At 71.6% G+C, this 12,204-nt stretch carries 11 protein-coding genes; 9 read left to right on the forward strand and 2 right to left on the reverse strand.

The annotated features are described in order from the left end of the window. The first annotated feature begins 90 nt into the window (after positions 1–90). From BS83_RS34640 to BS83_RS34650, 3 genes are all read left to right on the forward strand, one after another. The gene (locus tag BS83_RS34640) at positions 91–1,035 is read left to right on the forward strand and encodes an ABC transporter ATP-binding protein (RefSeq protein WP_037607314.1); all 945 of its coding nucleotides are present in this window, start codon (positions 91–93) and stop codon (positions 1,033–1,035) included. 56 nt (positions 1,036–1,091) lie between these two features. Next, the gene (locus BS83_RS34645; protein ID WP_084715204.1) at positions 1,092–1,811 is read left to right on the forward strand and encodes an ABC transporter permease; all 720 of its coding nucleotides are present in this window, start codon (positions 1,092–1,094) and stop codon (positions 1,809–1,811) included. A gap of 187 nt (positions 1,812–1,998) precedes the next feature. Then, a complete protein-coding gene (locus tag BS83_RS34650; RefSeq protein ID WP_037607316.1) occupies positions 1,999–2,967 on the forward strand; it encodes a COX15/CtaA family protein in 969 nt (322 codons plus the stop codon). Between the two features lie 77 nt (positions 2,968–3,044). Here the strand turns inward: BS83_RS34650 and BS83_RS34655 are convergent, their stop codons facing one another. Both BS83_RS34655 and BS83_RS34660 read right to left on the reverse strand, forming a co-directional pair. Further along, complete coding sequence (locus BS83_RS34655; protein ID WP_037607318.1) at positions 3,045–3,377, reverse strand: hypothetical protein; 333 nt, start codon at positions 3,375–3,377, stop codon at positions 3,045–3,047. 96 nt (positions 3,378–3,473) lie between these two features. Then, positions 3,474–4,415 carry a heme o synthase gene (locus tag BS83_RS34660; protein WP_037610536.1) on the reverse strand — a complete coding sequence of 314 codons (942 nt, stop codon included), beginning with the start codon at positions 4,413–4,415 and terminating at the stop codon, positions 3,474–3,476. A 298-nt stretch (positions 4,416–4,713) separates the two neighbouring features. On the opposite strand from BS83_RS34660, the gene tkt reads away from it, so the two are divergent. From tkt to BS83_RS34690, 6 genes are all read left to right on the forward strand, one after another. After that, on the forward strand, positions 4,714–6,789 hold the full coding sequence (tkt, locus tag BS83_RS34665; RefSeq protein WP_037607319.1) for a transketolase: 2,076 nt from the start codon (positions 4,714–4,716) through the stop codon (positions 6,787–6,789). 31 nt (positions 6,790–6,820) lie between these two features. Then, complete coding sequence (gene tal / locus BS83_RS34670) at positions 6,821–7,939, forward strand: transaldolase (RefSeq protein WP_037607321.1); 1,119 nt, start codon at positions 6,821–6,823, stop codon at positions 7,937–7,939. A gap of 74 nt (positions 7,940–8,013) precedes the next feature. After that, a complete protein-coding gene (gene zwf / locus BS83_RS34675) occupies positions 8,014–9,564 on the forward strand; it encodes a glucose-6-phosphate dehydrogenase (protein WP_037610537.1) in 1,551 nt (516 codons plus the stop codon). Beyond that, on the forward strand, positions 9,561–10,586 hold the full coding sequence (gene opcA / locus BS83_RS34680; protein ID WP_037599741.1) for a glucose-6-phosphate dehydrogenase assembly protein OpcA: 1,026 nt from the start codon (positions 9,561–9,563) through the stop codon (positions 10,584–10,586). The genes zwf and opcA overlap by 4 nt, the downstream gene beginning before the upstream one ends. Positions 10,587–10,624: 38 nt before the next feature. Continuing rightward, the gene (gene pgl / locus BS83_RS34685) at positions 10,625–11,362 is read left to right on the forward strand and encodes a 6-phosphogluconolactonase (RefSeq protein ID WP_051945737.1); all 738 of its coding nucleotides are present in this window, start codon (positions 10,625–10,627) and stop codon (positions 11,360–11,362) included. A gap of 92 nt (positions 11,363–11,454) precedes the next feature. Next, positions 11,455–12,072, forward strand: a complete 618-nt coding sequence (locus BS83_RS34690) for a GNAT family N-acetyltransferase (RefSeq protein ID WP_037607323.1) — start codon at positions 11,455–11,457, stop codon at positions 12,070–12,072. Positions 12,073–12,204: the final 132 nt, after the last annotated feature.

The following is a 12,204-nucleotide window of genomic DNA, read 5'->3' on the forward strand; positions in this document are numbered from 1 at the left end:
CGCGCCGCCGACGAGCTTCCTGCCCGCCAGGAACCGGGTCCGCCGCCCCCGTTGGCGGCGGCCGCGCCGCGGCTTCGTAGACTCGTCCGCATGCATGAGCACGCCGCCGCCGAGGAGACCCCCGCGGTATCGATCCGGGGCCTCGTCAAGCGCTACGGCGGCAAGACCGCCGTGGACGGCCTCGACCTCACCGTTCGCCACGGCACGCTGACCGCCGTGCTCGGCCCCAACGGCGCGGGCAAGACCACGACCGTCGAGACCTGCGAGGGCTACCGCCGCCCCGACGCCGGCACCGTCCGCGTCCTGGGCCTGGACCCGGTCGCCGAGGCCGCCGCGCTGCGCCCGCGGATCGGCGTGATGCTCCAGTCCGGCGGCATCTACCCGGGCGCCCGCGCGCTGGAGATGCTCAGGCACACGGCGAAGCTGCACGCCCACCCGCTCGACGTCGACGAGCTCGCCGAGCGGCTGGGCCTCGGCTCCTGCGGCCGCACCGTCTACCGCCGCCTCTCCGGCGGCCAGCAGCAGCGGCTCGCGCTGGCGATGGCCGTGGTCGGCCGCCCCGAGCTGGTCTTCCTCGACGAGCCCACGGCCGGGCTCGACCCGCAGGCCCGCCGCGCCACCTGGGACCTGGTCCGCGACCTGCGCCGCGACGGCGTCAGCATCGTGCTCACCACCCACCACATGGACGAGGCCGAACAGCTGGCCGACGACGTGGCCATCGTCGACGCCGGCCGGGTCATCGCGCAGGGCAGCCCGCAGGAGCTGTGCCGGGGCGGGGCGGGCAACACGCTCCGCTTCCAGGGCCGCTCGGGCCTCGACCTCGGCACCCTGCTCAAGGCCCTGCCCGACGACTGCACCGCCGCCGAGCTGACGCCCGGCAGCTACCTGGTCACCGGCGAGGTCGACCCGCAACTGCTGGCGACGGTGACCAGCTGGTGCGCGCAGTCCGGCGTCATGCCGGAGAACCTCGCGGTGGAGCGCCGAACTCTCGAAGACGTCTTCCTCGACCTGACCGGAAGGGACCTGCGCGCGTGACGACCGTGGTGACCACCGACTACGCCCCGCAGCCGGGCGCGGCGCCCCTCGGCCGCATGCTGCGCGCCCAGACCGCCCTGGAGACCAGGCTGCTGCTGCGCAACGGCGAGCAACTGCTGCTCACCGTCGTCATCCCGAGCGTGCTGCTGGTTCTCTTCAGCGCGGTCGACATCGTCGCCGTGACCGGGCCCGGCAAGCGCGTCGACTTCCTCGCCCCGGGCCTGCTGGCGCTCGCCGTGATGTCGACGGCCTTCACCGGCCAGGCCATCGCGACGGGCTTCGAGCGCCGTTACGGCGTCCTCAAGCGGCTGGGCGCGAGCCCGCTGCCGCGCTGGGCGCTGATGACCGCGAAGACCGGCAGCGTCCTGGTCACCGAGGTCCTCCAGGTCGCCCTGCTGACCCTCATCGCCCTCGCCCTCGGCTGGCACCCGCACGGCAACCCGTTCGCCGTCCTGCTCCTCCTGGTCGCCGGCACCGCCGCCTTCTCCGGCCTCGGCCTGCTGATGGCCGGCACCCTCAAGGCGGAGGCGACCCTGGCCGCGGCCAACCTCGTCTTCATCCTGCTGCTGCTGGCCGGCGGCGTCATCGTCCCCCTCTCCAGGTTCCCCTCCGCCGTCCGCCCGGTCCTGGAAGCCCTCCCCATCAGCGCCCTCTCCGACGGCCTCCGCGCGGTCCTCCAGACCGGCGCCACCATGCCCTGGTCCGACCTCGGCATCCTCGCCGCCTGGGCCGTCGTGGGCCTGACCGCGGCGGCACGCTTCTTCCGCTGGGAGTAGCAACCTCGGGCCGGTCACGAAAAGTGCAGCAGGCTGCCGCGCAGGTGAGCGGCGCAGACTGTCGGCCGGCAGGCCGCAGCCCGACCGCCCCGGCCTGCGGCCCTCGCCGCGGCGGCGGCCCGGCTCCCGAGTGAGATGGGCCCCATCACGGCCCCCCGGTCCGGAGGGCGGGAGGGCGCGAACTACCATGAATCGCGTGCGTACCCCCTTCTCCCTTCTCGCCGAGCGCGTCACCGTCCCGGACCAGTGGGTCCGGCGTGCGGCGCTGGCGACGCTGGTGTGCAGCGTCCTGATCATCGTCACCGGTGGTGCGGTGCGGCTGACCGGCTCCGGTCTCGGCTGCCCGACCTGGCCCACCTGCACGTCGTCGACGCTCGCGCCGACGTCGGCGATGGGCGTCCACGGCCTGATCGAGTTCGGCAACCGGATGCTGACGGACGTGATCTGCGTCGTCGTCGGTCTGGCGATCATCGCCGCGCGCTGTGCGAAGCCGCACCGCAAGGACGTGACGCGGCTCGGGTGGTACCAGTTCTGGATCATCGTGGCCGAAGCCGTCATCGGCGGGATCACCGTGCTGACGCACCTGAACCCCTACGTGGTCTCGCTGCACTTCCTCAGCTCGATGCTGCTGATCCTCACCTCGCTGGCCATGTGGCAGCGCACCCGTGAGGGCGACGGCGCGCCGGTACGCACGGTCGGCCGCCCGATCATCCACCTCTCCCGCGTCACGGTCGCCATGACCGCCCTGCTGGTCGTCGCGGGCACCCTGGTCACCGGCACCGGCCCGCACCCGGGCGACAGCAGCGACGTGAAGCGGATGCCGTTCGACTGGGACAAGATCACCCAGTTCCACGCCGACTTCGCGATGATCAGCGTCGGCCTCGCCGTGGCCATGCTCTTCGTCCTGATGGCCGTCGACGCCCCCCACGCGCCCCGCCGCGCGGCGAAGGAGTTCCTGGCCGTGCTCCTCGCCCAGGGCGTCCTCGGCTTCGTCCAGTACTTCACCCACGTGCCCGAGCTGCTGGTCGGCATCCACCTGCTGGGCGCCGCCCTGTGCTGGATCGCGGTGCTGCGCCTGCACCTCTCGCTCCGCGTCCGCCCCGCAGCCGACGCGCTGCCCCGCCCGGCCGACATCGAGGCCCTGGCCGTCGCCTGAGCGGCACGACCACGGACGCACGAAGAACGCCCCCGGCCGGTCGGCCGGGGGCGTTCTTTCGTGCGTTCCTGGGAGCGTCAGCTGCCGAGCTGGATGCCGGCCATCCGGCGCCACTCGTAGGCGCCGGTCTTCACCCTGAGGCCCAGCTCGCCCTCGAAGTTCTCCGCGCGGTTGACGCCGGACAGCTCCACCGCCCGCTCGGCCACCGCGTAGCTGGGGGCGACCTGGTCGCCCCACGCGCCGTCCGCGCCGACCAGGGCGATCCGGGTGGCGAGCGTGCCGACGTACTCGACGACACCGTCCGCGCTGCCGCCGTGGGCCGCGGCGAAGGCCTTGACGTTCTTGGCGATGCGCGCGGCGCGCTTCTCGTCACGCGGGGACAGGGCGGTGGCGGTGGTCTCTTCGGTCATGGACAGCAGATTACTCAGGGGTAGCCGGACATACGACCGGGCCCCGGTGTGCGGTAAGGCACATCGGGGCCCGGAGGAGCGCGAACGGAGTCGGGACTACTTCAGGAAGGGGTCGATCGCGATCTCGACGAAGAGCAGCGTCAGATAGGTGATCGACCAGTGGAACAGTCGCATCTCCTTGAGCTTCGCGCCCGTGACCCCCGCCTTGGCGCGGGAGAGCAGGCCGTGGGCCTCCTTGAGCCACAGCGCGCCGAGCGCCACCGCGGTCGCCGGGTAGACGACACTCGTGTGGCCCAGCGGCCACAGCGCGAGCGAGACGGCGACCATCACCCAGCTGTAGGCGACGATCTGCTTCGCCACGGCCTCGTTCGTGGCCAGCACCGGCAGCATCGGCACGCCCGCGTTGGCGTAGTCCTCCTTCACCTTCATCGACAGCGGCCAGTAGTGCGGCGGCGTCCAGAAGAAGATGACCAGGAAGAGCACCAGCGGGGCCCAGCCCAGCGAGTTCGTCACCGCCGACCAGCCAATGAAGACCGGCATGCAGCCCGCGATCCCGCCCCAGACGATGTTCTGCGCGGTGCGGCGCTTGAGGCCCAGTGTGTAGACGAAGACGTAGAAGAGGAGCGCCGCCAGCGACAGCGCCGCGCTCAGCGGGTTGACCAGGAGCGCGAACCACGCCGTCGACCCGACGGCGAGGGAGATGCCGAAGACCAGGGCCTCGCGCGGCGAGACGATGCCGGTCACCAGCGGGCGCTGCTCGGTCCGGTGCATCAGCGCGTCGATGTCCCGGTCGATGTACATGTTGAGCGCGTTGGCGCCGCCCGCCGACAGGTAGCCGCCGACCACGACGGTCAGGACCAGCAGCAGGTCGGGAACACCGCGCTGGGCCAGGAACATCACCGGAACGGTGGTGATCAGCAGCAGCTCGATGATCCGCGGTTTGGTCAGTGCGATGAAGGCCCCGACACGGGCCTTCAGCGGCCGATGCCCGGGGTTCCCCTTGACCAGACCGGCCGGACGTGTTTCGACGGCGGTCACGAACACCCCTGGTTGATGAAGCTCAGCAGTACCACGCCACCTTAGACGCTCCGTATCTCCGGCTCGGCGGCGGGGCCCCGTGTCGGGGCAAAGCCCGTCGTAAGCGCACCGAAAACCCCTCGTCGGGCAGCTGTCGGGCCTCGGTAACCGGGTTGCCTCGTTCAGCGGGAACGCTTGCTCGTATGAGCGGTAGGCTCGCTTTTGTAAAGCGGGTCAACGCTCTGAGCCCAGAAACCGCCGCCGTTGTCGGCTCCTCGGGCCGGGTCGAAAGACGTTACGGAAGGAGCCCTGATTCAGGGTGAGCACGACGCCGAGCAACACCTTCGAGTGGACCGAGCTTGACCAGAGGGCGGTCGACACCGTCCGCGTCCTGGCGGCGGACGCAGTGCAGAAGGTCGGAAACGGCCACCCCGGTACGGCGATGAGCCTGGCTCCGGCCGCGTACCTGATCTACCAGCGCTTCCTGCGCCACGACCCCTCCGACGCGCAGTGGGTCGGCCGCGACCGCTTCGTGCTGTCGCCGGGCCACACCTCGCTGACCCTCTACATCCAGCTCTACCTCTCGGGCTACGGCCTGACCCTGGAGGACCTGGAGTCCTTCCGCACCTGGGGCTCGCTGACCCCGGGCCACCCCGAGCACGGCCACACCGTGGGCGTCGAGACCACGACCGGTCCGCTGGGGCAGGGCGTCGGCAACGCCGTCGGCATGGCGATGGCCAGCCGCTACGAGCGCGGCCTGTTCGACCCGGAGGCTCCCCAGGGAGCCTCCCCCTTCGACCAGACCATCTGGGCGATCGTCTCCGACGGCGACCTGGAGGAGGGCATCTCCTCCGAGGCGTCCTCGCTGGCCGGCCACCAGAAGCTGGGCAACCTGGTCTTCCTGTACGACGACAACCACATCTCGATCGAGGGCGACACCGAGACCGCCTTCTCCGAGGACGTGCTGAAGCGCTACGAGGCCTACGGCTGGCACATCCAGCGCATCGAGCCCGCCGCCTCCGGCGACGTGGACGTGCACGCGCTGAACGCCGCGCTGACCGCCGCCAGGAACGAGACGGGCAGGCCGTCCATCATCGCGATGCGCACGATCATCGCCTGGCCCGCGCCGAACGCGCAGAACACCGAGGCCGCGCACGGCTCCGCGCTCGGCGCGGACGAGGTCGCGGCCACCAAGCGCGTGCTCGGCTTCGATCCGGAGAAGTCCTTCGTCGTCGCGCCCGAGGTGCTGGCGCACGCCCGCAAGGTCGGCGAGCGCGGCGCGCAGGCCAAGGCCGAGTGGGAGAAGCAGCTCGCGGACTGGCGCACCGCCAACCCGCAGCGGGCCGCCTCCTTCGACCGGATCACCGCGGGCGAGCTGCCCGAGGGCTGGGAGCAGAGCATCCCCTCCTTCGAGACCGGCTCCTCGATCGCGACCCGCGCCGCCTCCGGCAAGGTCCTGGTCGGTCTGGGCGGCGTGCTGCCGGAGCTGTGGGGCGGCTCGGCCGACCTGGCCGGCTCCAACAACACCACCATCGACGCCTCCTCGTCCTTCCTCCCGGTGGGCAACCCGCTGCCCGAGGCCAGCCCGTACGGCCGCACGGTGCACTGGGGCATCCGCGAGCACGCCATGGGCTCGACCATGAACGGCATCGCGCTGCACGGGAACACCCGGATCTACGGCGGCACCTTCCTGGTCTTCTCCGACTACATGCGTCCGGCGGTCCGCCTGGCCGCGCTGATGAAGCTGCCGGTCACCTACGTGTGGACGCACGACTCCATCGGCCTGGGCGAGGACGGCCCGACCCACCAGCCGGTCGAGCACCTCGCCGTGCTGCGGGCCATCCCCGGCCTCAACATCGTCCGTCCGGCCGACGCCAACGAGACGGCCGTGGCCTGGGCCGAGATCACCCGCCGCCACACCGCCAACCCGGCCCCGCACGGTCTGGCGCTGACCCGCCAGGGCGTGCCGACCTACGCCCGCAACGAGGACGCGGCCAAGGGCGGCTACGTGCACACCGAGGCCGAGGGCGGCGAGGCGAAGGTCGTCCTCATCGGCACCGGCTCCGAGCTGCAGCTCGCCGTCGCGGCCCGCGAGGCGCTGCAGGCCGAGGGCGTCCCGACCCGCGTCGTGTCGATGCCGTCGATCGAGTGGTTCGAGGAGCAGACCAAGGAGTACCGCGACAGCGTGCTGCCGCCCTCGGTCAAGGCGCGCGTCGCGGTCGAGGCCGGCATCGCGCTGACCTGGTACCGCTTCGTCGGCGAGGCCGGACGCATCGTCAGCCTGGAGCACTTCGGCGCGAGCGCCGACGCCAAGGTGCTGTTCCGCGAGTTCGGGTTCACGCCCGAGGCCGTCACCGCCGCCGCCAGGGAATCTCTGGCCGCCGCCGGCAGCTGAACCCTTCGAGACTTGAGGAAAGTGATTCATCATGACCGACTCTCTTGCGCGCCTCAGTGACGAGGGCGTGGCGATCTGGCTGGACGACCTGTCCCGCAAGCGGCTGACCTCGGGCAACCTGGCCGAGCTGGTCCGCGACAAGCACGTGGTGGGCGTGACCACCAACCCGTCGATCTTCCAGAAGGCGATCGGCTCCGGCGACGGCTACGAGGCCCAGCTGGCCGACCTGGCCGTGCGCGGCGTCACCGTCGACGAGGCCGTGCGGATGATGACCTCCGCCGACGTCCGCGACGCGGCCGACGTGCTGCGCCCGGTGTACGACGCGAGCAACGGCCGCGACGGCCGGGTCTCCATCGAGGTCGACCCGCGCCTGGCGCACGAGACGGCGCCGACCATCGCCGAGGCCAAGCAGCTGTGGTGGCTGGTCGACCGCCCCAACACCTTCATCAAGATCCCGGCCACCCTCGCGGGCCTGCCGGCGATCAGCGCGGTGCTCGCCGAGGGCATCAGCGTCAACGTGACGCTGATCTTCTCGCTCGACCGCTACAAGGCCGTCATGGACGCCTTCCTGACCGGTCTGGAGCAGGCGAAGGCCAACGGCCACGACCTCTCCACGATCGAGTCGGTCGCCTCCTTCTTCGTGTCCCGCGTGGACACGGAGATCGACAAGCGGCTGACGAAGATCGGCACCGAGGAGGCGCTCGCCCTCAAGGGCCGGGCGGCCGTCGCCAACGCGCGGCTCGCCTACGAGGCCTACGAGGAGGTCTTCGGCAGCGAGCGCTGGAACGCCCTGGCCGCCGCCGGCGCCAAGCCGCAGCGTCCGCTGTGGGCCTCGACCGGCGTCAAGGACCCGAACTACGACGACACCATGTACGTCGTGGACCTGGTCGCCCCCGGCACCGTCAACACCATGCCCGAGGCCACCCTGGACGCCGTCGCCGACCACGGCGTCGTCCGCGGTGACACCGTCACGGGCGAGTACGCGGACGCGAAGGGCGTGCTCGACAAGCTCGAAGCGCTCGGCGTCTCCTACGACGACGTCGTCCAGCTGCTCGAGGACGAGGGCGTCGACAAGTTCGAGGTCTCCTGGAAGGAACTGCTGGAGACGGTGCAGCAGTCCCTCGACGCGAAGGGCGGCTCTGACAAGTGACCGATCCAGCGGCGGTGGGGGACGACCCCGCCCTCGACGGCTTCACGCCGGACGACGAGTCCGGCGAGACGAACGTGTGGATCAACCCGCTGCGTGACCCGGCGGACCGACGGCTCCCGCGCATCGCGGGGCCGTCCGGCCTCGTCATCTTCGGTGTCACCGGCGACCTGTCGCGCAAGAAACTGATGCCGGCCATCTACGACCTCGCCAACCGCGGCCTGCTGCCGCCGGGCTTCTCGCTCGTCGGCTTCGCCCGCCGCGACTGGGAGGACGAGGACTTCGCCCAGGTCGTGCACGACTCCGTCAAGGAGCACTCGCGCACGCCCTTCCGTGAGGAGGTCTGGCAGCAGCTGGCCAAGGGCATGCGCTTCGTCCAGGGCGAGTTCGTGGACGACGCGGCCTTCGAGAAGCTGCGCGAGACCATCGAGGAGCTGGACAAGGCTCAGGGCACCGGCGGCAACTTCGCCTTCTACCTGTCCGTGCCGCCCAAGTTCTTCCCGCAGGTGGTGCAGCAGCTCAAGGCGCACGGCCTGGCCGACCCGCCCTCCTTGCCCGCCAACGGGCAGGAGGGGCCCAGGGCCTCCTGGCGCCGGGCCGTCATCGAGAAGCCGTTCGGGCACGACCTCGCCTCCGCGCAGGAGCTGAACAAGGTCGTCCACGAGGTCTTCCCGCGGGACGAGGTCTTCCGGATCGACCACTACCTCGGCAAGGAGACGGTCCAGAACATCCTGGCGCTGCGCTTCGCCAACTCGATGTTCGAGCCGATCTGGAACCGCGGCTACGTCGACCACGTGCAGATCACCATGGCCGAGGACATCGGCATCGGCGGTCGCGCGGGCTACTACGACGGCATCGGCGCGGCGCGCGACGTCATCCAGAACCACCTGCTGCAGCTGATGGCGCTGACCGCGATGGAGGAGCCCGCCTCCTTCCACCCGAAGGCGCTGGTCGGCGAGAAGCTCAAGGTGCTCTCCGCGGTCAGGATCCCCGAGGACCTGGGCAAGCACACCGTGCGCGGCCAGTACGCGCACGGCTGGCAGGGCGGCGAGGAGGTGCTCGGCTACCTGGAGGAGGAGGGGATCGACCCCAAGTCCAAGACCGACACCTTCGCCGCGGTGAAGCTGGAGATCAACAACCGGCGCTGGGCCGGCGTCCCGTTCTACCTGCGCACCGGCAAGCGTCTGGGCCGCCGCGTCACGGAGATCGCGGTCGTCTTCCAGCGCGCCCCCTACCTGCCCTTCGACGCCGCGGCGACGGAGGAGCTGGGCCAGAACGCGCTGGTCATCCGGGTGCAGCCGGACGAGGGCGTCACCGTCCGCTTCGGCTCCAAGGTGCCGGGCACCTCGATGGAGGTGCGGGACGTGACGATGGACTTCGCCTACGGCGAGTCCTTCACCGAGTCCAGCCCCGAGGCCTACGAGCGACTGATCCTGGACGTGCTGCTCGGGGACGCGAACCTGTTCCCGCGCCACCAGGAGGTCGAGGAGTCCTGGCGGATCCTGGACCCCATCGAGCAGTTCTGGGACAAGCACGGGCGCCCCGCGCAGTACCAGGCGGGCACCTGGGGCCCCGAGGAAGCGGACGAGATGCTCGCACGAGACGGCAGGAGCTGGCGTCGGCCATGAAGATCGATCTGACGGACACCAACTCCAGCAAGATCAACGCGGCGCTGATCGACGCGCGCCGGGCCATCGGCACGGCGACCGTCGGCATGGTGCTGACCCTGGTCATCGTCACCGACGAGGGCAGCGCCTACGACGCGCTCAAGGCCGCCTCCGACGCCTCGCGCGAGCACCCCTCGCGCATCCTGGCCGTCATCAAGCGTCCGGGGCGCTCGCCCCGGGCCCGGGCCGAGGCCCGGCTGGACGCCGAGGTGCGGGTCGGCTCGGACTCGGGCACCGGCGAGACGGTCGTGCTGCGGCTGCACGGCGAACTGGCCGCGCACGCCCAGTCGGTCGTGCTGCCGCTGCTGCTGCCGGACGCCCCCGTCGTCGTCTGGTGGCCGGAGAACGCGCCGAAGAGCCCGTCCGAGGACCCGCTCGGCGCGCTGGCCCAGCGTCGGATCACCGACGCCGTCACGGCGGAGAACCCGGTCACCCAGCTCGCCGCCCGGGCCGACTCCTACGCCCCCGGCGACACCGACCTGGCCTGGACCCGGATCACCCCGTGGCGCTCGATGCTGGCGGCGGCGCTGGACCAGCGCCACGTGGCGGTCGAGTCCGCCTCGGTCGAGGGCGAGTCGTACAACCCGAGCACCGAACTGCTGGCGCTCTGGCTGGCCGAGCGGCTGAAGATCAAGGTGGAGCGGACGGTCAGCGAGGGCCCCGGCATCACCGCGGTCCGGATGCACACCGCCGACGGCGACGTCTGCCTGGACCGTCCGGACGGCCTGCTGGCCAAGCTGTCCATGCCGGGCCAGCCGGACCGGATGGTGGCGCTCAAGCGACGCGAGACCTCGGAGCTGATCGCCGAGGAGCTGCGCCGCCTGGACCCGGACCTGATCTACGCCTCGGCGGTCCGCTACGGCGTGGACAACCTGCACTCGCAGTCCTCCACCAGCGAGGTCGTCGACCCGCCGGCGAACAAGCCGGCCGCGAAGCCGGCCGCCAAGAAGGCGACGGCGTCCTCCTCCCGGACCCAGAAGTGACCGCGCCGCAACTGGTCGTGCACCGCGACAAGGAGCTCATGGCCCTTGCCGCGGCTGCCCGGCTGATCACCAGGATCGTGGACGCCCAGTCCGCACGCGGCTCCGCCTCGGTGGTGCTGACGGGCGGGCGCAACGGCAACGCGCTGCTGGCCGCGCTCGCCGCCTCCCCGGCGCGGGACGCGGTCGACTGGTCCCGGCTCGACCTGTGGTGGGGCGACGAGCGGTTCCTCCCCGAGGGGGACCCGGAGCGCAACTACACGCAGGCGCGCGCCGAGCTGCTCGACGCGGTCCCGCTGGACCCGGCCCGGGTGCACCCGATGCCGGCCTCCGACGGCCCGGACGGCTCCCCGGAGGCGGCCGCCGCCTCCTACGCCGCCGAGCTGGCCAAGGCCGCGAGCCCGCAGGAACGCCTGCGGGTGCCGACCTTCGACGTGCTGCTGCTGGGCGTCGGCCCGGACACGCACGTGGCCTCGCTCTTCCCCGAGCACCCGGGGGTCCGCGAGACCGAGCTGACCGTGATCGGGGTCCGGGGCGCTCCCAAGCCCCCGCCCACCCGCGTCTCGCTCACCCTCCCGGCGATCCGGGCCGCCCGCGAGGTCTGGCTGCTCGCCGCCGGCGAGGACAAGGCCGCCGCCGTCGCCATGGCCCTCTCCGGCCCCGGCGAACTCCAGGCCCCGGCCTCGGGCGCGACCGGCCGCCAGCGCACCCTCTGGCTCCTCGACCGCCCGGCCGCCGCACGGATCCCCGCACAGCTCTACCCGCCGGACGTGGCCTGAGCGGCACCGTTCGACCTCTTGATGGGGACCGGCGCCGTGCCGGTCCCCATCGACGTTCCCCGGTCCTCGGACGGGGCCTAGACTCGTGCCCCATGGCAGACATGACGGTGCGTCAGGCATTTCGGGCGGATCGGGTCGAGCTCGCGGGGGTGTTGGCGCGGGCGTTCTACGACGATCCGCAGTTCCTCTGGTCGCTGCCGGATCAGCGCAGCCGGCTGCGGCGGATCGAGCGGATCTTCGACACCATCCTGCGGCACGAGGCGCTGCGGCACGGCACGGTGCAGCTCGCCGAGCGGGACGGCGTCGTCCTGGGCGGCACGGTGTGGCTGCCGCCGCACCACTGGCGTGATCCGCTGCACCGGCAGTTGCTCAGCGCGCCCGGGTTCCTGCGCGGCTACGGCCGCCGGATCCGCTACGGCGAGGCGTTCCAGCGCGCCAGTTGGGCGGTGCACCCGCGGGAGGCGCACTGGTACCTGTACATCATCGGCGTCGAGCCGGACCAGCAGGGCCACGGCGTCGGCGCGGCCCTGCTGCGGGCCGGGCTGGAGCGGGCGGACGCCGCCGGACTGCCCGCGTACCTGGAGTCCAGCGACGTCGCGAACGTGCCGCTGTACGAGCACTTCGGCTTCGAGGCGACCGGCTCGCTGACGCTGCCGGCCGGTGCGCCGGAGGTGCCGACCATGTGGCGTGCCACGACAGGGTGTCAATGAGGTGTACGGACGATTGACGCAGTGCCAGGTGTGTTGAGCTGCGGAAACACCGAGACTCAAGTGACTCCGGATCCCCGGAGATGATCGTTCCGCTTGTAGATCGGGGTGGGAATGCCGCCGACCGCCGCTGTC

Origin of the sequence: Streptacidiphilus rugosus AM-16, assembly GCF_000744655.1 — a bacterium.
GTDB lineage: Bacteria > Actinomycetota > Actinomycetes > Streptomycetales > Streptomycetaceae > Streptacidiphilus > Streptacidiphilus rugosus.